General features: G+C 70.1%; 19 protein-coding genes and 3 tRNA genes. 9 read left to right on the top strand and 13 right to left on the bottom strand.

The genetic code is table 11. From position 1 onward, the window contains the following. Nucleotides 1-21: 21 nt before the first annotated feature. Genes ABD108_RS08000 through ABD108_RS07985 form a run of 4 tightly spaced genes read left to right on the top strand, consistent with a single transcriptional unit; the run spans nt 22 to nt 3,483 of the window. A complete protein-coding gene (locus ABD108_RS08000; protein ID WP_343929989.1) occupies nt 22-1,563 on the top strand; it encodes a multicopper oxidase family protein in 1,542 nt (513 codons plus the stop codon). Nucleotides 1,564-1,571: 8 nt separating this feature from the next. After that, nucleotides 1,572-2,198 (top strand): DUF1775 domain-containing protein, encoded by a 627-nt coding sequence (locus ABD108_RS07995; RefSeq protein WP_343929988.1) that lies wholly within the window; start codon nt 1,572-1,574, stop codon nt 2,196-2,198. Further along, the gene (locus ABD108_RS07990; protein WP_343929987.1) at nt 2,195-2,713 is read left to right on the top strand and encodes a copper resistance CopC family protein; all 519 of its coding nucleotides are present in this window, start codon (nt 2,195-2,197) and stop codon (nt 2,711-2,713) included. Before ABD108_RS07995 ends, ABD108_RS07990 begins: the two co-directional genes overlap by 4 nt. Continuing rightward, nucleotides 2,710-3,483, top strand: coding sequence for a CopD family protein (locus ABD108_RS07985; protein WP_343929986.1), 774 nt, complete (start codon nt 2,710-2,712; stop codon nt 3,481-3,483). The genes ABD108_RS07990 and ABD108_RS07985 overlap by 4 nt, the downstream gene beginning before the upstream one ends. On the opposite strand, the gene ABD108_RS07980 is transcribed toward ABD108_RS07985, so the two are convergent. Genes ABD108_RS07980 through ABD108_RS07960 form a run of 5 tightly spaced genes read right to left on the bottom strand, consistent with a single transcriptional unit; the run spans nt 3,471 to nt 8,531 of the window. Next, the gene (locus ABD108_RS07980) at nt 3,471-4,226 is read right to left on the bottom strand and encodes a MerR family transcriptional regulator (RefSeq protein WP_220657891.1); all 756 of its coding nucleotides are present in this window, start codon (nt 4,224-4,226) and stop codon (nt 3,471-3,473) included. The genes ABD108_RS07985 and ABD108_RS07980 overlap by 13 nt on opposite strands. A gap of 9 nt (nt 4,227-4,235) precedes the next feature. Next, the gene (locus tag ABD108_RS07975) at nt 4,236-5,723 is read right to left on the bottom strand and encodes a flavin-containing monooxygenase (protein ID WP_343929985.1); all 1,488 of its coding nucleotides are present in this window, start codon (nt 5,721-5,723) and stop codon (nt 4,236-4,238) included. A 10-nt stretch (nt 5,724-5,733) separates the two neighbouring features. Further along, nucleotides 5,734-6,657, bottom strand: a complete 924-nt coding sequence (locus ABD108_RS07970; protein ID WP_343929984.1) for a ferritin-like domain-containing protein — start codon at nt 6,655-6,657, stop codon at nt 5,734-5,736. Between the two features lie 27 nt (nt 6,658-6,684). Further along, a complete protein-coding gene (locus tag ABD108_RS07965; RefSeq protein ID WP_220657888.1) occupies nt 6,685-7,545 on the bottom strand; it encodes an SDR family NAD(P)-dependent oxidoreductase in 861 nt (286 codons plus the stop codon). Beyond that, on the bottom strand, nt 7,545-8,531 hold the full coding sequence (locus tag ABD108_RS07960; RefSeq protein ID WP_343929983.1) for an alpha/beta hydrolase: 987 nt from the start codon (nt 8,529-8,531) through the stop codon (nt 7,545-7,547). The genes ABD108_RS07965 and ABD108_RS07960 overlap by 1 nt, the downstream gene beginning before the upstream one ends. An 87-nt stretch (nt 8,532-8,618) precedes the next feature. Between ABD108_RS07960 and ABD108_RS07955 the strand changes: the two genes are divergently transcribed. Further along, a complete protein-coding gene (locus tag ABD108_RS07955; RefSeq protein WP_343929982.1) occupies nt 8,619-9,659 on the top strand; it encodes a 2Fe-2S iron-sulfur cluster-binding protein in 1,041 nt (346 codons plus the stop codon). Here ABD108_RS07955 and ABD108_RS07950 read toward each other — a convergent pair. Next, complete coding sequence (locus ABD108_RS07950) at nt 9,652-10,311, bottom strand: GntR family transcriptional regulator (RefSeq protein WP_343929981.1); 660 nt, start codon at nt 10,309-10,311, stop codon at nt 9,652-9,654. The genes ABD108_RS07955 and ABD108_RS07950 overlap by 8 nt on opposite strands. Nucleotides 10,312-10,437: 126 nt before the next feature. Here ABD108_RS07950 and ABD108_RS07945 point away from each other — a divergent pair, with 126 nt between their 5' ends. Genes ABD108_RS07945 through ABD108_RS07935 form a run of 3 tightly spaced genes read left to right on the top strand, consistent with a single transcriptional unit; the run spans nt 10,438 to nt 14,187 of the window. Beyond that, nucleotides 10,438-11,772 carry an MFS transporter gene (locus tag ABD108_RS07945; protein WP_343929980.1) on the top strand — a complete coding sequence of 445 codons (1,335 nt, stop codon included), beginning with the start codon at nt 10,438-10,440 and terminating at the stop codon, nt 11,770-11,772. Beyond that, nucleotides 11,759-13,285, top strand: coding sequence for a 5-oxoprolinase subunit B/C family protein (locus ABD108_RS07940; RefSeq protein ID WP_343929979.1), 1,527 nt, complete (start codon nt 11,759-11,761; stop codon nt 13,283-13,285). The genes ABD108_RS07945 and ABD108_RS07940 overlap by 14 nt, the downstream gene beginning before the upstream one ends. A 20-nt stretch (nt 13,286-13,305) precedes the next feature. Then, the gene (locus tag ABD108_RS07935) at nt 13,306-14,187 is read left to right on the top strand and encodes an alpha/beta fold hydrolase (RefSeq protein WP_343929978.1); all 882 of its coding nucleotides are present in this window, start codon (nt 13,306-13,308) and stop codon (nt 14,185-14,187) included. A 38-nt stretch (nt 14,188-14,225) separates the two neighbouring features. Here the strand turns inward: ABD108_RS07935 and ABD108_RS07930 are convergent. From ABD108_RS07930 to ABD108_RS07910, 5 genes are all read right to left on the bottom strand, one after another. Next, nucleotides 14,226-14,299 (bottom strand) — tRNA-Phe (locus ABD108_RS07930). Nucleotides 14,300-14,340: 41 nt separating this feature from the next. Continuing rightward, a tRNA-Asp gene (locus ABD108_RS07925) sits at nt 14,341-14,417 on the bottom strand. Nucleotides 14,418-14,442: 25 nt separating this feature from the next. Next, nucleotides 14,443-14,515: transfer RNA gene (locus ABD108_RS07920), tRNA-Glu, on the bottom strand. 574 nt (nt 14,516-15,089) lie between these two features. Continuing rightward, nucleotides 15,090-15,884, bottom strand: a complete 795-nt coding sequence (locus ABD108_RS07915) for a hypothetical protein (protein ID WP_343929977.1) — start codon at nt 15,882-15,884, stop codon at nt 15,090-15,092. A gap of 17 nt (nt 15,885-15,901) precedes the next feature. After that, nucleotides 15,902-16,315: a VOC family protein gene (locus ABD108_RS07910; protein WP_220657881.1), complete on the bottom strand. Its 414-nt coding sequence runs from the start codon at nt 16,313-16,315 to the stop codon at nt 15,902-15,904. A gap of 99 nt (nt 16,316-16,414) precedes the next feature. Here ABD108_RS07910 and ABD108_RS07905 point away from each other — a divergent pair, with 99 nt between their 5' ends. Then, nucleotides 16,415-17,629, top strand: coding sequence for a glycosyltransferase (locus ABD108_RS07905; RefSeq protein ID WP_343929976.1), 1,215 nt, complete (start codon nt 16,415-16,417; stop codon nt 17,627-17,629). Here the strand turns inward: ABD108_RS07905 and ABD108_RS07900 are convergent. Continuing rightward, nucleotides 17,543-18,610, bottom strand: coding sequence for an ABC transporter ATP-binding protein (locus ABD108_RS07900; protein WP_220657879.1), 1,068 nt, complete (start codon nt 18,608-18,610; stop codon nt 17,543-17,545). The two genes, ABD108_RS07905 and ABD108_RS07900, sit on opposite strands and share 87 nt — an antisense overlap. A gap of 33 nt (nt 18,611-18,643) precedes the next feature. After that, nucleotides 18,644-19,954, bottom strand: coding sequence for an ABC transporter substrate-binding protein (locus ABD108_RS07895; RefSeq protein ID WP_343929975.1), 1,311 nt, complete (start codon nt 19,952-19,954; stop codon nt 18,644-18,646). Between the last annotated feature and the right edge of the window lie 34 nt (nt 19,955-19,988).

Here is a 19,988-nt window from a genome sequence, read left to right as displayed (position 1 = left end):
CGGAAATCCGACGATGGATGCATGAACGAGATCACCACCGCCGCAGGCCGAACGGTCACGCGGCGCTCCCTGCTCACCGCGCTCGTCGCGGCGCCGGCACTGGCCGGCGCGTGCTCGTTGGTGCGTTTCCCGTCGTCTTCGGCCGGGAACGGCACCGGGCCGGACGGTCTGCGGCGCCTGCCCGTGCCGCCGCTGGCCCCGTCGCGCACCGATGCCGACGGTGCGCGGCTGTTCGAGCTCACCGCACAGGCCGGCACCGCCGAGCTGACGCCGGGCCGGGCGACCCGCACCTGGGGCTTCAACGGCGCGGTGCTCGGGCCCACGCTGCGGGCCCGGGATGGCGAGAAGGTGCGCGTGCGGGTGCGCAACACCCTTCCGGAGGAGACCACGGTGCACTGGCACGGCATGCACCTGCCCGCGAAGAGCGACGGTGGGCCGCACCAGCCGATCGCGCCCGGCGCCACCTGGACCACCGAGTGGACGATCCGGCAGGACCCGGCCACGCTCTGGTACCACCCGCATCCGCACGGCGCCACGGAGCGGCACGTGTACCGCGGCCTGTCCGGCTTCTTCCTGCTCGACGGCGACGGCCCCGCCGGATTGCCGTCCGAGTACGGGGTGGACGACATCCCCGTGGTGATCCAGGACCGCCGGTTCACCCCGGCGGGGCAGCTCGACGAGACGCTCACGGAGGCCGTGGGGATGACGGGGCCGACGATCATCACCAACGGGATCGCGGGCGCGTACCTCGATGCGCAGCGGAGCCGGATCCGGTTGCGGCTGCTCAACGGCTCCTCGGGTCGCAGCTACTTCCTCGGCCTCTCGGACGGCCGCGGCTTCACCCTGGTGGGCACCGACGGTGGCCTGCTGGCCGCGCCGGTGCGCATGGACCGGATCTTCCTGAGCCCCGGCGAACGCGCCGAGATCGTGATCGAGATGCGGGCGGACGATGCGGTGCGGCTGCAGTCCTTCCCCGCCGACGCCGCGCACCGCGGGCGGGTCGACCGGGACATCGCGGCCCGCTTCGGCTTCGACGACACGCTCGACGTACTCACGCTCCGTTCCGGCGGTGTCACGGCCTCCCCCGCCCTGCCGTCGACGCTGGCCGCGATCGCTCCACTCACCCCCGCCGCGACCGCGCCGCGCCGCCGGTTCGATCTGCAGTGGCACATGATCAATCGCAAGCAGATGGACATGAACCGCATCGATTTCACCGCCCGCGAGGGCGATACGGAGGTGTGGACGGTGCGCAACGTGGACAACTGGCCGCACAACTTCCACGTGCACGATGTGCAGTTCCAGGTCACGTCCTTCAACGACGCTGCGCCGCCGCCCGAACTGCGCGGCTGGAAGGACACGGTGTACCTCGCTCCCGGTGACCGCGCCACGCTGGTCATGCGGTTCGAGGACTACTCGGATCCGCTGTACTCCTACATGTTCCACTGCCACCTGCTCACCCACGAGGACGCCGGAATGATGGGCCAGTTCCTGGTCACTGCGGACGGCATCTCGCCGCGCACCGCCGCCCCGTCCGAGCCCGCATCACACTCGAATTCGAACTGAGAGAAGACATGACCACACTCCTGCACCGCCCGCTCGCGGCCGGCTCGGCCGCCGTCGTCCTCGCCCTGGCCGTCGCGGCACCGTCGGGCGCGCACGTCACCGTCCGTTCCCCCGACGGGACGCCCGGCCGCACCGGCACCGTGATCGTCCGGGTGCCGAACGAATCCGCGACCGGCGCCGCCACCACCGCGCTCACCATGCAGCTCGATCCGAGTCTGAAATCGGTGCGTGCCGCGGTGATCCCCGGTTGGACGTCCACGATCGACCGGCGCGCCGGCGGGACGCCGGCAAGCGTCACGTGGACCACCGCGCCCGGGGCCCCGGGCATCGGACCGGGACAGTACGGCGACTTCGCCGTCGCCGTGGCGCCGTACCCCGACCGCACCATCGCCCTGCCCGCCACCCAGTCGTACTCGGACGGCACGCAGGTGCGGTGGGACCAGCCCACCGCCGCGGACGGGACCGAACCCGAACACCCGAGCCCGGTGCTGACGCCACCCGCGGACACCGCCGCGGCGGCCTCGGGTGCCGCGGATACGGCGCATTCGGCGTGGATCCTGTCGGGCGTCTCGCTCGCGGTCGCGGCGCTCGCCGCGGCCCTGGCCTTCCGTCGCGGCGGACGGGGGCGCGCATGACCGGCCTCGCCCGCGGCTTCGCCGCGCTGCTGCTCGTCGCCTTCCAGATGAGCCTCGCGCTCCCGTCCGCCTCCGCGCACGCCACCCTGGTCGAGGCGACTCCGGCCGCCGGTTCCTCGGTCGCACAGGCCCCGAGCGCGATCACCCTGCGGTTCAACGAGCCGCTCGTGGACGGCGCGCGCCAGGTGCAGGTGACCGGACCCAATACCGCCACCGATGTGTGGACCACCGGCTCCACGCAGCTGACCGGCGCGGAACTGCGGGCCGATCTCGTGGGGCTCGGCGGGCCGGGCGAGTACACCGTGTCCTACCGGGTGACCTCCGCCGACGGCCACGCCGTCTCCGGCAGTACCTATTTCACGCTGACCACCGACGGCGGCGCCCGCCCCGCGTCCGGCGCCGAGTCCACATCCGGACGGGGCTCGTCGGTGCTCGGCATCGCGGTGGCCGCGGGTGCCGTGGCCGCGCTCGCCGCGGCCGGGGTGCGGTGGCGCCGTCGCCGCGCGGCCTCGTGACCGCCGTCGCCTTCCGGGCGGCCGCCGACCTGTGCGGCATGCTGGCGCTGGGTGTGATGTTCCTGCGGACCTTCGCCGGCCTCCCGCCGCGTGATGCCCGCTGGGTCACCCGGTTGGGGGTCGCCTGGGCGGGGTTCGCCGCGCTCAACCTGCTGGCGACCGCCGCCGGCCGGTCGGGGATCGCGCTGTGGCGGGTGGACCCGGCGGGCCTCGCCGCCGAGGTGCGCACGGTGCCCGCCGCCGCGGTCACGGCCGCCGCCGGGGTGCTGCTCGCCGGTGCCGGGCGCCGCATGCCCGTCGGGATCGCGCTGGGCGTCACGGCGATCGGCCTGGCCGCCGGTCCCGCGACGGGGCACCTCGGCCTCTCGCCGGTCGGTGCCGCCGTGGTCACGGTGCACGTCGTGACAGCGGCCTGGTGGTTCGGCGGATTGGCGGCGATGCCACTGGTGCTGCGAGGCCGGGCCGAGTGGTCGGCGGCGCTCGCCGAGTTCAGTCGGTGGGCGCTCCCCGCGGTGGCACTGCTGGGCGGGAGCGGGATCGCGGCGGCGGTGATCCGCTCACCCGCGGTGGATTCGCGGTATTTCACCCTGCTGGTGGTCAAGGCGATCGCCTTCGCGGCCCTGCTCGGCGTGGGATGGTGGCAGCGGCGGTCCACCACGGTGCGGGCCCGGACCGCTCCGGTCACCCGGACCCGCCGGGCCATCGCCCTCGAAGCCGGCGCGCTCGCCGCGGTCACGACGCTGGCTGCAGCCCTGAGCTACTCCGCCTGACGGTCCGCGCCCGTCCGGTCGTCGACGGCCCTCTGGTGGGCACGCAGCTCATTGTCGAGTGCGGCGTCCAGGGCGCGGTCGAGCGCGGCGTGCGCGTTCTCCGTGCCGGCTCGCCGCATGGCGCCCAGCAGGCTCACGGCCCAGGCCACATCGTCCTCGGACTCCGGGAGCCAGCCCGGGCCCCGTCGACGGTCCACCTCGTCGTGCGCGGCGGTCATCAGGATCTCCGCCGCCTCGTTGATCTTCCGCGCGAACCGTTCCTGGACGTCGGCGAGCACGGCCAGGTCCATGCCGCGGTGCACCAGCCGGGCGAGGTTGCCGATGATGCCGCTGTCCACGGCCTCGTAGACGCCCGGATCCGTGGTCTCGGTGACAATGCCGGCCCGGATCAGCGTGGCGATGTCGTCGTCACCGAGCGTGCCGAACCGCTCGACGAGCTCGTCGCGCGTGTAGCGGGGGCGCTCCGCGGTGGCCCAGGGCTCGTCGAGTATCTCGTTGAGTTCCAGCGCGTCACCGATTCGGGCAGTGGGATTGGTGAGGAAGGTGGCGATGTGTTTGAGCGTGAACCCGCTGCTGAGCAGTTTGTTGATGGCTCGCAGGTTCCGCAGGTGCTTCTCGGTGTAGATCGCCACCCGGCCGCGCCGCAGCGGCTGGGGCAGCAGGCCGCGCTCCTGATAGCCCCGGATGTTGCGCGTCGTGGTCCCCGAAACGCGCGCCAGGTCGTCGATCCGGTACTCGGTCATCCCTGCACTTTATCCGGCGGCGACCGGCTGTCCGGCGTCCTCGCGTACCAGGATGCGGAAGTCGCGCAGATCCACCCGGCGCAGCTGCCCCACGTACTGGGTGGCGAAGCCCGGGAACATGGTGGCGTTGAAGCCGTCGTCGGTGAGGTACCAGCTCTGGCAACCCGAGTTCCAGGTGGTGGCGGTGAGCCGCCGCTGGATGTCGCGGTTGTACTCGTCCTGCACTTCCGGGCGCACGTCGAGCGCCTTCCAGCCGTTGCCGATGAGCTGCGCGATGGCATCGGTGATGTAGTCGATCTGCGCTTCCATGTACACCAGCGCCGAGCTGTGCCCGGGACCGGAATTGGGCCCGAAGGTGAAGAACAGGTTCGGGTATCCGGACACCGCCACACTGCGGTAAGCGTAGGCGCCGCGGCTCCATTCCTGCGCGAGCACGCGGCCGTCGAGACCGGTGATCGGGATGGGGGTGCCCGCCTTGGAGACGTCGAATCCGGTCGCGAAGACGATGCAGTCGAACTGGTGCTCAATGCCTTCCACGGTGCGGATTCCCTTGGGGGCGATCCGCGCGATGGGCCAGGTGACCAGCGTGCAGTTCTCCCGCTGCAGGGCGGGGTAGTAGTCGCTGGTCATCAGGAGGCGCTTGCATCCGGCGGCGAAGTCGGGGGTCAGCTGGCGACGCAGCCAGGGGTCCTTGACCTGGGAGCGCAGGTGCAGCTTGCTCACGGCCTCCACCACACGGGTGAGCGGGGTGTTCCACACGACGCCGAGCGCCACGGACTCGTGCCCCCAGAACCACAGGGCGCGGGCCAGCTGCTGGGCGCCGGGGATGGATCGGTAGATCCGCTTGGTGAACTCGCCGGTCTCCGTGTTGATCCGGGGCAGTACCCAGCCGGGTGTGCGCTGGAAGACCTTCACCGACGCGGCCGAGCGCACCACCTCGGGCACGATCTGCACGGCGCTGGCGCCGGTGCCCACCACGGCCACCTTCTTGCCGGTGAAGTCGTAGTCGTGATCCCAGCGGGCGCTGTGGATCGTGTGTCCCTCGTAGTCCCCGATGCCGCGGATGTCGGGGAAGGAGGCGTTCGCGAGGGGGCCGGAGGCCACGATCACGGAGCGGGCCCGGACCGGCGCCCGGCCGCCGTCGAAGGAGACGGTCCACTCCCCCGTGTCGGCGTCGTACTCGACTCCGGTCACGGTGTGCTCGAACCGGATGTGTGGGCGCAGGCCGGCGGATTCGACCATGCTGTCGATGTACGACAGGATCTCCCCGCTCCCGGAGTAGGTGTGGGACCAGTCCGGATTCGGGGCGAAGCTGTAGGAGTACAGGCGCGACGGGATGTCACAGGCGGCACCGGGATAGGTATTGTCCCGCCAGGTGCCGCCCACGCGGGTATCGCGCTCGAAGATCGCGAAATCGGTGATGCCCTTGTCCTGGAGTCGGATCGCGGCGCCGATGCCCGCGAATCCGGCGCCGATGATGGCTACGGAGATGCTCACGGAGTTCCTCTCAGGCCGTCGGCTCGTAGGTCAGTTCCTGCGACCACGTGGGGGTGCGGTGAACCAGGGGGAAGGGAATCAGGCTGGTAGCCTTCACCAGCGCGTCCGCGGGAACGTGGTACAGCCGATTGGAGCGCTTGACCACCCAGCCGCCGTGCCAGGCCACCACCCGGAACATGGGGAGACGGCGGACGAACTCGCTGCGCTCGCCGACGCTCTTGTACCGCTTCATCGCTCCGTACAGACGCTCCTCGTCGACGCCCATGTCGACGATGTTGTCGCGCATCTTGTTCAGCAGCGGAACGTAACTGAGGAAGCCGATCAGCAGCGAGGGCTTGATCCACCCGCCCACGAAATCGATGGTGCGCTTGCGCAGGTCGGCGTGGCCCAGCATGTCCATGACCTCGAAATCGACGGCGAGGTGCCGGGATTCGTCGGCGTTGATCCGCTTGAACACCTCCTGCGCGATCGGATCCTTGACCTCATCGGTGATGAACTTGATCAGGGCACCGTCGAGCGCCACCTCGAGCATGGGGATCACCGTGCCCAGGAACGACAGCGACATGCCGTCGGAGTGCTTGTCCAGCCAGTTGATCACCAGCTGCACGTTGACGTTCGGCGAGGGGATCTCGTCGCCGTCGAGCATGCCCCAGCGGCGCATCAGCGCGAGCTCCGCGTTGGCGTGCTTCTGCTCCTCGGCGTGGAAATGCTCGTAGATGCTCTTGAGCGTGGGTGTGGGGGCCTTCTTCGCCATGGCGGCGAAACCGCGGGCGCCCACGTTCTCGATCCACATCAGGTCGGAGAGGAAGGGCTTGAGTTTGGCGTGCAGCTCCGGATCGATGAGCTCGGCGCCCGGCGCATCCCAGTCGATGTCGGCGAGGGACCACTGGCGGTCCTTGATCATCTGCAGCATGTTGTCGAGATCGATGGCCATGGTGAGTTCCTTTCGGGCGGAGTGAGTTCAGGAGGCGGGAAGCAGCCGGTTGATCAGGCCGAGACCGCGCGCGTAGGGGACGGGGAAGTGGCGCTTGAGGTGCCAGATCACGTTCGCGTCCAGCTGCGGGAGCACGTACAGGCGGCCCAGATCGTTCGCGTCGAGGGTCGAGGCGGCCACCTGGTCGGGTGAGAAGCCGGTGAGCGCCATGAGCTTCCCGGCGAGGTTCTGGCTGCCCTCGGTGATCCGTCCGTCCTTGGCCACGTTGGTCTTGACGAAGGTCGGGCAGAGCACGGTGACGGCGATCCCGGAGCCCGCCAGTTCCGCGGCGAGCGTCTCCGACAGCGACATCACACCGGCCTTGGAGACGTTGTACGGCCCCATCGACGGTGCCGCGGCGAATCCCGCGGCGGAGGCCACATTGATGATGCCGCCCCGTCCGGCCTCGCGGAGCATCGGCGCGAACAGCTCGCAGCCGTGCACCACACCCCACAGGTTGATGCCGAGCGCCCAGCCCCAGTCCTCCAGGCCGATCTCGCCGACCGGCCGGCCGCCAATACCGACGCCGGCGTTGTTGATCACCAGGGTGGGCGGACCGTCGAAGACGGTGCGCGTGAGGGCCGCCAGCGCCTCGACCTGCGCGCGGTCGGCGACATCGCAGGCGACGGGGTGCGCGGTGCGCCCCGTCTGCGCGGCGATCAGCGCAACGGTCTCCTTCGCGCGGGTCTCGTCGATATCGGCGCAGATCACCTCGCCGCCGCGGCGGGCCAGTTCGAGCGCGAAGGCGCGCCCGATGCCGCTGCCGGCACCGGTGACCACGGCGCGGGCCTCCGCGGAGACCGGGTTGCGCACCAGGCGGTGCAGGAGTCGATCGATGCCCGGGATCATCAGGAGACCGCCTTCGAGTCGGTGGAGACCGCGGCGCGGTCGGTGCTGGCGAGGAAGTCGCGGACGCGGAGCAGCGCGGCATCGGCCTCGGGGGCCAGACGGGGCAGCGCCTGGAAGACGTGCATGAGGCCGGGCCACACCTCGAGGGTGCTGCTGCCGCCGTGTGCCCGCAGCTGCTCGTCCAGGTAGCGGGCGTCGGCGGAGAGCATCTCGGCGCCGCCCACCTGAATGAGGAAGGGCGGAAGCCGGTCGGCGAGAGCGAAGTCCAGCCGGAGACGCGGGTGGTCCTCGGCGATCCCGGCGGTGTACAGGTCCACGAGCCCGCGCGCGGCCGCCGCCGAGATCGCGGGGTCGCGACGGATCCGTTCCTGCCGGGCCGCGAGCCCGAAGGTGAGATCGATGAGCGGCGAGAAGAGTGCGACCGCGGCGGGTTGTGGCCGCTCATCCGCGGCCCGGTGCAGGAGCAGGTCGCAGGCGAGATGCCCGCCCGCGGAGTCGCCGGCGATCACGATGTCGTCGGCGGCGTATCCCTGCGTGAGGAGCCAGTCGAAGCCCGCGGCCACATCGTCCGCCGCGGCCGGGAACGGGTGCTCGGGCGCGAGCCGGTAGTCCACGACGAACACCGGTAGTCCGGTCACCGTGCTGAGCCGGGCGGCGAGGCTGCGATGGGTGCGCGCCGAGCAGATCGCGTAGGCGCTGCCGTGGATGTAGTAGACGGCGCGGCGGCCGAACCGGACCCCGGGGCCGAGTACCCACTCGCCGGGGACGCTCGGGGTGCGGACGGCGGTGGCGCGGGTTCCCCGGGGCGTGGAGCCCAGGGCGCCCATGATGCTCGCCACCAGTCCGCGGGCCACGCGCACGCCGATCGGGTTCATCGGGATCAGGCCGCTGACCACGCCCAATCCGTATCGCGTGGCCAGTGCGGTCACCTCGGCGCGAGCGGTCGAACCGGTGGGGACCGGCGGAGCCGTTGCCTTGCTGTTCATCGCCTCAGACCACCAAATACCGTGCCAGTTGTCAATGGCACGGTATGAAATGTACCGTTCGGCGCAGACGACAGAAGGGGTTCATCCGTGGAGTCACGCACCACCCGGGCGCATCCGCTCGAGATCATCGACGTCATCGAAGAGAGCGCCGAGGCGATCTCGATCGTCTTCGCCCGCCCGGAGGGCGATGCCTTCGCCTACCGGCCGGGACAGTTCCTCACCCTGCGGGTCCCCGGCACACCGGACGACGGGCGATCCTGGGCGCCGCGTTGCTATTCGCTCTCCAGCGCCCCCGGGCTCGACGAGCAGCTCCAGGTGACCGTCAAGCGGGTCGACGGTGGCTACGCTTCGAACTGGCTGTGCGACAACGCCAAACCGGGGCTGGTCATGGAGGCGCTCCGCCCCGGCGGCACGTTCACCGTGCGCGATCATTCCGCGGAGCCCGTGCTGTTCGCCGCGGGCAGCGGGATCACGCCGATCATGTCGATCCTGCGGACCGCGCTCGCCTCGTCGCCGCTGCGTGTGACGCTCGTGTACGCGAACCGCGATGCCGCGTCGGTCATCTTCCGGGAGGCGCTGGCCGATCTCGCCGCGGCACACGGGGATCGGCTCCGCATCGTGCACTGGTTCGAGGCCGACCGCGGCCTCCCCACCGCGGCAGCACTCCGCGACGCGGTTCCGTCGACCGCCGGGGCCGCCTATCTGTGCGGCCCCGCCGGATTCATGGACGCGGCCGCGGCCGCCGCCGAGGCGGCGGGGATCGGCGCGGGGCAGATCCACCGCGAGGCCTTCGCCTCGCTCACGGTCGATCCGTTCGACGACCCCCTCCCCGCCTCAGCGGCCTCCGCCGACGGCGCGGCCACCGTCACCGTCGACCTCGACGGCGCGACCTCGACCCTGGCGTGGCCCCGCGAGCAGGTACTCCTCGACACGCTCCTGGCGGCGGGCCTGGACGCACCCTACGTGTGCCGCGAAGGGAACTGCGGCGGTTGCGCGTTCACGCTCCGACGAGGCGAGGTGCGGATGCTGGTCAACGACACCCTCGACGATTACGAGCTCGGCAACGGAGTCCGCCTCGCCTGCCAGTCCTTCCCCGTCTCCGATGACTGCGAGGCCGAGTTCACCTGACCGCGCGGGCGGCCTGCGCGGCGACCACCAGGGACTCGGACCGCGCGAGGTAGTCCTCGAGATCGGAGGCGGCGCCAGCACTGTCGCCGCTCTCGAACCGCTCGAGAATCCGGGCGTTGTCCGCCAGGAACGGAGCGTGCAGCGCCCGCGCATCGTCGACCACGCCGAAGGCGAGTCGCAACTCGGCGAGGAGCGATTGCAGCACCGCATCGAGTCGCGGACTGTCCGCGAGAGCCACGATCGCCCGGTGGAATTCGAGATCGCCGGTGCCCACCGCGCGCCAGTCATCGCGCGCGGCGGCGGCCATCGCCGTATCGACCGCGGTGCGCATCCGCGCCGCGGCGGGCTGCCCCGGATCGGCCGACCGCAGCGTGTACACCTCCACGGTGCGGCGCACCCGGTAGAGGTCGCGGATCGATTCGACCGTCGGGACGGTCACGGTGGCACCGCGATTCGCCGCATGCACGATGAGTCCCTCGTGGGCCAGGACCCGCATCGCCTCACGCAGGGTGTTCCGCGAGACCTGCAACTCCGCCGCCAGCGGTTCCTCGCGCAGCCGTTCGCCGGGCAGCAGATCGCCGCCCACGATGGCCGAGCGCAGAGCCTCGGTCGCCCCGATCGCGGCATGTCCGCGCCGTCGCTCGGTGCCCACGACCACCCCCGCTCCAGAAGTTGTTGAACAAATCCGACGATACAGCGCGCGGATTGTTCAACAATCGCCTACGGTGATCCCAACCGCCGACCCGTAGCGGACTCTCCTGGAGGAAGGCCACCCCTCATGACCAGCGTCGAACCCGCACAGAAACGGCCGCCCGGGGCCGTCAAGGCGTACATCGCCAGCCTCACCGGTACCTCGCTCGAGTACTACGACTTCGCGCTGTACTCGGTGGCCTCCGCCGTCGTCTTCCCCGCGGTCTTCTTCCCCTCCGACGACCCGTACATGGGCCTGGTGGCCTCCTTCTCCACCTTCGCGGTCGGCTACTTCGCGCGCCCCATCGGCGGCATCGTCTTCGGCCGCCTCGGCGACAAGATCGGCCGCAAGAACGTACTCGTGGCCACGCTCCTGCTGATCGGCGTCGCAACCGTGCTGATCGGCCTCCTGCCCGGGCACGCCACCCTGGGGATCGTGGCCCCGGTCATCCTGGTGCTGCTCCGCTTCACCCAGGGGGTCGGCGTGGGCGGCGAATGGGGCGGCGCGGTGCTGCTGTCCAGCGAGTTCGCCGATCCCCGCAGTCGCGGCTTCTGGGCCTCCGCGGCCCAGATCGGCGTTCCGGTGGGCAATCTCATGGCCAACGGCGTACTCGCCGCGCTCGCCGCCTTCCTCAGCGACCAAGCCTTCCAGGACTGGGGCTGGCGCGTCGGCTTCCTGGCCTCGGCCATCCTCGTGGCCTTCGGCCTGATCATCCGCCTCAAACTCGAAGAGACGCCGGTCTTCCAGGCCCTCCTGGCCCGGGAGGAGCCGCCCGCCGCGCCCGTCACCGAGGTGGTCACCACCCATCCCCGCGCGCTCATCGCCGCCGCCTTCTCCCGCGTGTGCCCCGACGTCCTGTACTCGCTGCTCACCGTGTTCCTCGCGACCTACGCCACCAAACAACTGGGCTACCAGACCAGCGAGGTGCTCACCGCCGTGATGCTCGGCTCGGCCACGCAGATCTTCGTGATGCCCTTCGCCGGCTGGCTCACCGACCGGATCAACCGGCGGCTGGTGTACGGCATCGGCGCCGTACTCACCGCCCTCTGGGTGCCGATCCTGTTCACCCTGATCGGCCAGGACAACCGGGTACTGCTCACCGTGGGCATCGTGGTGGGCATGATGCTGCACGCACTGATGTACGGCCCGCAAGCCGCGTTCATCACCGAGCAGTTCCCCGCCCGCCTGCGCTACTCCGGCAGCTCACTCGCCTACACCTTCGCCGGAGTGGTCGGCGGCGCGATGGCTCCGCTGCTGTTCACCGTGATCTACAAGAACACCGGGACCTGGGTGTCGATCGCGGCCTATGTGGCCGTGGCCGCCGTGGTCACCGTGGCCGGCATGATCCTGGGCCGCGACCCCGACGAGAAGGAGGACCTCGAACTCATGGCCGGTGCACCGCACACCGATGCGGCCCACTGATATCCGCCGCCTCGGCGGCACCGCCCTCCAGGTCCGGGTACCGGCCGAATCGGTCGAATCCCTTCGCGGCGCACTCGTCGAGGCGCCGCTACCGGGACAGCGCGCGGTAGTCGCGGGCGGCGCCACCGTCACGGTGATGTTCGCGAGCGTCGCCGAGACCACCGCCGCCACCACGGCGCTGCGCGGGGTGTCGATCCCGCCGCCCGCGCCACTGTCCGGCCCGGTGATCGACATCGACGTGGTCTACGACGGCGAGGACCTCGACGAGGTGGCCCGCACGACGGGCACCGACACCGACACCGTGATCCGCCGGCACACCGACCAGCAGTGGCACGTGGGCTTCGTCGGCTTCGCCCCCGGGTTCGCCTACCTGCGCGGCGATCTCGACGGTCCGGCGATCCCGCGACGCGCTTCCCCGCGCGTGCGGGTGCCGGCCGGCACCGTCGCGCTGGCCGGGGAGTACTCCGCCGTGTACCCCCGCCCCTCCCCCGGCGGATGGCAGCTGATCGGCCGCACCGACGCGCCGCTGTGGGACCTCGACCGCGATCCGCCCGCCCTGCTGGTCCCGGGCACCCGGGTCCGGTTCCGCGCCGTCCGGGAACACCTCGTGGTCCCGCAGGCGGCGCTCCCCGCCCCCGAGGCGCCCGACGGTGCGCTGCGCATCCACGCGACGGGGATGCAGACGCTGATCGAGGACCTCGGCCGCGAAGGCTACGCACCGCTGGGCATCACCCGCTCGGGCGCCGCCGACCGCGGCGCCCTGGCGCAGGCCAATCGCCTGGTGGGCAACCCCGCGGGGGCGGCGGCCCTGGAGAACACCGGTGGCCTCGTGCTCTCCTCGGAGGTCGATCAGGTGCTCGCGGTGACCGGCGCCGATGCCGTGGTGGCCGTGACCACCGATCAGGGCTACCGGATCGTGCCCCGCGCCACCGCCTTTCCACTCTGGGCCGGCGAGGTGCTGGAGATCGACCCGCCCGATGCGGGTCTGCGCACGGTGCTCGCGGTGCGTGGCGGCATCGACGTGCCGGCCGTGCTCGGAAGCCGCGCCACGGATGTCCTGTCCGGCCTCGGACCGCCGCCCGTCGCGGCCGGCGACCTCCTCCCGGTGGGACCGCAGCCCCGCACCGCGGTCGGCGCACCCGAGGCCCCGGCCGCCGTCCCGGCGACGGAGGGCACCGTCGTCGACGTGATCCCCGGACCCGACGGCGAATGGTTCCCACCGGAATCCCTGGCCCACTTCACCTCCCGCCCCTGGACCGTGACGCCCGACTCGAACCGGATCGGCGTGCGCTTCGCGGGCGAGCCCCTCGCGCGGCGCAACGGCGACCTGGAGAGCCAGGCCTTGGTGACCGGAGCCATCCAGGTACCGCCATCGGGCCTGCCGGTGGCCTTCCTCGCCGATCACCCGACCACGGGTGGCTACCCGGTGATCGGCACCGTCGCCCCGCACCATCTGGACCTGCTCGCCCAGTTGCCGATCGGCGCCGCGGTGCACTTCCGATTCACCGGCTGACGGGGTTCAGGAGGTCTACCGTGGGAGCGGGGGTCGACGGCAGGAGCGTTCCCGTGCAGATCCTCGACCTCGACGGTGTGCGGATCGCGATCGACCGGCGCGGCCCGGCCACGGCGCCCGCACTCCTGCTCATCGCCGGCGGCGGCCAGTCGATGGATTGGTGGATGCCGCAGTTCTGCGAGCTGCTCGCCGGCGGCGATCTCCAGGTGATCCGCTACGACCACCGCGACACCGGCGCATCCTCGGCCTCGCCGCCGGGACGCCCCGAGTACACGGGCGACGACCTGGCGCGGGATCCGCTGCGGCTCCTCGATGCGCTCGGGATCGAGCGGGCGCACCTGATGGGGATGTCGATGGGTGGAGGCATCGCCCAGAGTCTCGCCGTTCACGCACCCGAGCGTGTGCTCTCGGTGACGCTGGTCGAGTCGAGCCCCAATGGAGGCGATCCCGGGCCGTTGCCGCCGCCGAGCGCTGCCGTGGCCGCCACCTGGGAGGAACCGCCGCCCGAGGTGGACTGGACCGACGAGGCGGCCGTGATCGACTACCGGGTGGAGGTCGAGCGTCCGTACGCCGCGCCCGGGCGGTTCGACGAGCCGCGCGTGCGGGCCCTTGCGACCGCCGAGGTCCGGCGCACGGCGTCGATGGAATCGTCGATGAACAATCATTTCGTGGCGGAGCAGGGCGCATCGGCCGATCCGTCGGCGATCAGAGCTCCCGCGCTGGTGATCCACAGCGCCGACGATCCGATGTTCCCGCTCGCCCACGGGGAGGCCCTGGCCCGGATGATTCCGGGGGCATCGCTGCTCCGGCTCGACGGGGTGGGCCACGAGATCCCGCCGCCGGCGGTGTGGGGGTCGGTCGTGCCCGCGGTACGGCAGCACATCTCCGCAACCCGGCCGTAGAGACAAGAAGACCCCCTGAGAACAGGGGGTCTTGCTTGTGGCCAGAGCCGGGATCGAACCGGCGACCTACCGCTTTTCAGGCGGTCGCTCGTACCAACTGAGCTACCTGGCCGTGCCGGTAAAACCGTCACCGCCGAGTTCATAGAACTCGGATGGCGACCCTGACGGGACTCGAACCCGCGACCTCCGCCGTGACAGGGCGGCGCGCTAACCAACTGCGCCACAGGGCCATATGCAATTTTGCGTCTTGCGACGTACCCCCTACGGGATTCGAACCCGCGCTACCGCCTTGAAAGGGCGGCGTCCTAGGCCACTAAACGAAGGGGGCTCGCTTCGGACGGCTGAAAGCCGTTCTCCGCACCGCTTCCGTGTTCCGTTGGGAGCTGGGATAGCTTATGGCACATCCTAGCAACTTCCCAAATCGCCTGGTCAGGTCCTGGAAATCACGTTGCTGCTCTGCCCTCGACGGAACGAGCCGCGAGGTGTCGCGGAAGGAAGCCGACAACGACTACGCGGCAGCATGCGCGCACGTGGTTTCTGCGAATCGCTCGCAACAACACATGTGGTGGGCCCCGTGGGACTCGAACCCACAACCTACGGATTAACCTGCCACTTCGTCTTTCGACGCCGCCCGAGGGCGTTCGTGGTCTGGACTGTCCCTTCACCGTGACGCTCACGCGCGGTAGGTGCCACCCGTCCAGTCTCTACACCTTCCGAGGCCTGCCTCGGCTTGGCTCGGGATTGCCATGCCAGTCACCTGGCGAAGGGTTCCCCGACTTTGAGTGGTGTCATCCCAGCTGTTTCCAGCCGGGCGCTCCTATTTTGTTGAAGTCCGCTGCTCTGCCAATTGAGCTAGAGGCCCTAGCGTCGGCAAGTCTAGCGGACCCCCGCCGGCGGTAGATTCAGTAGTAGGCGAACGCCGCTCCGTCGCTGTCATCGAGTACTTCCAGCACGCGATTCGTCAAACGTACATCGTCCGCAAGACGGTAACGACCGAGTACCGGCTCGTAGTCGCCGCGCTCGGCGCGCGGGACTCGACTCGAAGCGAGCTCGCCCGTCCGCCCGTCGAAATCCAGCGCAACCGATGCCAGTAGATGGCACAGCCGCGTTGCGCCCTGAATTGATCCGAGAGAGCGATCGGCTGCAGAAATGCTGTTCGACGAGCCTCGCGTCCACGAGAGATGCTGACTAAGGTCCAGTGCGCTCACGCACCATGCCCAATGACTGAACCACGGTTGCAGTCGCCGTTCGTACGTCGCGCTCGCCACCGCAGACGACTTTCCAGCCCACCGCCGAGACTGCACCGCCCTGCCCCACTGCTGGGCAAGGGCGTCCGAGCAGGCAAGGCAGTGCCCCGCGTCGTCGGGATCGGCTTGGCAATCGCGTAACCACGGACGTGCCACGTCACTTGGCATTGCAGGGAGGATGTAGACAAGGCTCCGGGTAAGGGGCTGCCCCACGTATCGCTGCAACTGAGTGAGGTCGATCGGCACCTGCCAATCGGTCGACTTCGTCGACGACGGTGGCAGAAGCCCTTTGCACTCGATCAGGAGTCTCTGACCGGCGTGCAGGATGTCATGGTCCCAGATCCCTTTCTGGGTATTCGCCGGCGACCAGAACAAGGCGGTGGGAGCAGCGACGAGGAACTCGTACGCAAACAAGGAATCAATCGTGCGTTCCGGTACGAGACGCTTCATAGAACACCCCCTCACCGTCAGCTCGCGGAGGCGTTGACCAACCACTTCACGCCGAACCGATCGACACACATGCCGAAGGTGTCGCCCCACGGAGCCTGCACGAAAGGCACCGTCACCTGGCCGCTGCCGGAGAGCTTCTCCCACCAGCCGGTGAGCTTGGCCAGATCGTCTCCCGACAGCGAGACGCTGATGTCGTCACCCACGGTGCGGGGCATCCCGGCCGGGGTATCGGCCGCCATCAGGGTGAGACCGTCGGGCGTGGTGAGCTGGCCGTGCATCACCTTGCCGGTCTCGGAGGGGTCGATCATCTCGGGCGGCATGCCCTCGAACGTGGAGATTTCCAGCTCCCCACCCAGCACCTCCCGGTAGAACTCGAGCGCCTCGCGGGCGTTGTCGGCGAAGCTGATGTAGGGATTCAGGCGTACGGTCATGGCTCGATTGTGCGCCTGTCCACCGACAAGTTCGAACAGTTCGCCCAACTGCTCCCGCACGTTCACCCCCGCGCCCGACCCCACGGGCAGCCTGGCGGAATGCACATCGTCCAACTCGCGAACTTCTACGGTCCCCGCTCCGGCGGCCTGCGGACCGCGGTCGATCAGCTGGGCGCCGGCTACGTGACCCACGGGCACCGCGTCACACTGGTGGTGGCGGGCGCACAGCAGCGCGACGAGGTGCTCGAATCCGGTGTCCGGCGGATCACCGTGCCGGGCGCGAAGTTCTTCCGCGTCGAGGGCTACCGAGCCGCGAACCCCGTCCGCATCCGCAGACTGCTCCCCCGGCTCGACGCCGACAGCCTCGAGGTGTCCGACCGGCTCACCCTGCGCGGCATGGGCCCGTGGGCGCGCGCCCGCGGCATCGGCTCCGTGATGATCAGCCACGAACGCCTCGACCGGATGATCGCCCTCGGAGCGCCGCGCGTGGCGGTGTGGGCCTCCGACATCGCCAACCTCGGCACCGCACGCAGCTACGACACCGTCGTCTGCACCACACCCTTCGCCGGCGAGGAGTTCGCCCGCATCCACGCCCCCAACGTGGCCACGGTGCCCCTCGGCGTGGACCTCGGGACCTTCCACCCCGGTCGGGCGACGGCTGCGGCACGTGCGCGTTGGGCCCAGGGCGCCGACATCCTGCTCACGCAATCCTGCCGACTGTCCATGGAGAAGCACCCCGCGCGCGGCATCGAGGTACTGCGCGCACTGCTGGCCGACGGTGCCTCGGCGCGCCTCGTCGTGGCCGGCGGGGGCGCCATGCTCGACGAGCTGCGACGCCAGGCGACCAGTCTGCCCGTCACCTTCACCGGACACCTCACCGACCGCGACGATCTCGCCGACCTCCTCGCCTGCGCCGACGTCGCCGTCTGCCCCGGACCGCACGAGACCTTCGGGCTCTCGGCCATGGAGGCGCTCGCCTCCGGCACCCCGATCGTGGTGTCCCGCAACTCCGCTCTCGCCGATATCGCGCGCGCCGATTGCGGCCTCCCCGCAGCGGATACCGCGGCCGCGTTCGCCACCGCGGTCCGGTCCGTCCTCGACGGTGGCGACTACCGGCACGCCACCCGCGCCCGCGCCGAGGAGTTCACCTGGGACCGTGCCGTCCAGACGATGCTGGACCTGCACCGGCGCACCGCGCAGCGACGCGCCTTCCTCCGCGGGCGGCGCTCAGCGCAGCCGGTCGCCCGTCTCCGCGTGGAAGAACAGCGCCTGATCCGGCGCGGGCACGAGACCGGCCTCGTCGCCGGATCGTAGCGAGCTGGCCCGGTCCACCCGCGCCACCAACGGCTTGTCCTGGCCGTCGATCGTCACGTAGACCAGCGCCTCAGCGCCCAGCTCCTCCACCAGCTGCACGGTGCCCTTCGCGGCGCCCGGGGCGTCCGGGGACACCACATCGAGCGCCTCGGGCCGCAGGCCGACGGTCACCGTCTCACCCTCGACGGTGCGCGGCACCGCCACGGTGGCGCCCGCGAGATGCGCGCCGTCGGTATCGCGCTGCACCGTCACCAGATTCATCCCCGGCGAGCCCAGGAACCCTGCGACGAAGGTGTTGACCGGATCGTCGTACAGCTCGCGCGGCGGCGCCACCTGCTGCAGCAGACCGTCCTTGAGAACCGCCACGCGGTCACCCATGGTCATGGCCTCGACCTGGTCGTGGGTCACGTACAGCGTGGTCACACCGAGCCGGCGCTGCAACGCGGAGATCTGCGAGCGGGTCGAGACCCGCAGGCGCGCATCGAGGTTCGACAGCGGCTCGTCCATCGCGAAGACCTTCGGATGCCGCACGATGGCGCGGCCCATGGCCACCCGCTGCCGCTGCCCGCCGGACAGCCGCGCCGGCTTCCGGTCGAGCAGCGGCTCCAGCTCCAGCATGGCCGCTGCCTCCGCGACCTGCTTGTTCGTGTCCTCCTTGGACACACCGGCATTGCGCAGGGCGAAGCCCATGTTCTGCGCCACCGTCATGTTCGGGTAGAGCGCGTAGTTCTGGAACACCATGGCCACGTCGCGCTTCTTCGGCGACACCGTGGTCACATCCACATCGTCGATGAGGATGCGGCCGTCGGTCACCGCCTCCAGTCCCGCGAGCGCCCGCAGGCTGGTGGACTTACCGCAACCGGAAGGCCCCACCAGCACCACGAATTCGCCGTCCGCGATGTCGAGGTCGAGCGAGCTGACCGAAGGCCGTTCGGACCCCGGGTACTGGACCGTCGCACCGTCGAAACGCACCGTTGCCATGGTGTTCCCTACTCCTTGTTCGCTACCGCCGGACTACTTCGGCAGCTTCGGCGTGATCTGCGAGTCGATCTTGCCCTGAATCGTGGTCTGCAGCGTGCCGAGCACCGCCGCCGGGTCGCCACCGGTGGCGATCTGCTGCAGCGCCCGACCGATGTCCTCGCCGCCGCCCGGCACGAAGACGCGGGCGTTGTCCTGGCTGCGGGTGTAGGGCAGCTGCTTGACGGCGGTGCCGAAGTTCGGGTTCTTCGCGATGAAATCCTTCATCGAGGCCTCGTCGACCGCGGCCTTGCGGACCGGCATGTACCCGGTGCCCTGCGAGAAGGTGGACGAGTTCTTCGCGTTCGTGAGGAACTCGATGAACTTCATCGCGGCGGCCTTGCGGTCGTCCGAGATGCCCGCGGCGATCGCGACTCCGGCACCGCCGGTGGGGCACGACTTGCCCTGGGGGCCGGGCAGGAAGGCGGTGCCCACCTCGAACTTGGCGGAGGTGGCGATGGTCTTGAGCGAGCCCGTGGACTGCAGGGTGACCGCCGCGAGTCCGGCACCGAAATCGTTCTCGGGTGTGGTGACCAAACGCCCCCACTTGCCGATCACGTCCTTGAGCTGCTGCGCCGCCGCAACGGTCTCGGGACTGGTGAACTTCAGGTTCCAGCCGTCCGAGTAGGCGCCGCCCTTGGACCAGTTCCAGCCCTCGAAGACCCAGTCGATGTAGTTCTCCCCGTCGGCGAGCACGATGGCCTTCTTGTCGCCGCCGATCGCCTCCTGGATGCGCGGTGCCCAGGCGACGAACTCGTCCCAGTCCTTCGGGCCGCGGTCCTCGAGGCCGGCCTTCTTCCAGACGTCCTTGTTGTAGTAGAACAGCGGCGTCGAGCGGGCGAACGGGACGGCGTAGTGCTTACCGTCGAACGTGGTGTCGGCGAGCAGCGAGTCCACGTAGTCGGCCGGGTTCAAGCCGGCACCGGCGAACAGGGGATCGAGCGGCTCGATCTGCTTGTTCAGCGCGAAGTTGAACCAGGTGACGTCCGAGACCACCACGATGTCGGGCTTGGTGCCGCCGGTGAGGGCGGTCTGGAACTTCTGGGCGACCTGTTCGTAGTTCTTGCCGCCGTCGAGCAGCTCGACCTTGATGTTCGCGTTGGCCTTCTGGAAGTCGTCGATGATGCTCTGTTCAAGCGCCTTCGAGCTGCCCGGGTGGTTGGTGAGGAACTGCAGCTTGATGTCGCCGCCGCTCGATCCCGAGTTCGAACCGCCCCCACCGCTGCCGGAGCCCGAGCAGGCGGCGGCGAAGGCCGCGGTGGCGGCGAGGCTGGTCGCGAGGAATCCGCGTCTGCTGAGGTCGGCCATGAGTGCTCCCTTGGGTTTTCGGTGGTTTTCCGGT

Source organism: Tsukamurella strandjordii (assembly GCF_039525985.1).
Lineage (GTDB): Bacteria > Actinomycetota > Actinomycetes > Mycobacteriales > Mycobacteriaceae > Tsukamurella > Tsukamurella strandjordii.
The sequence above is the reverse complement of the archived record's forward strand: the minus strand, read 5'-3'. Positions and strand labels throughout refer to the sequence as shown.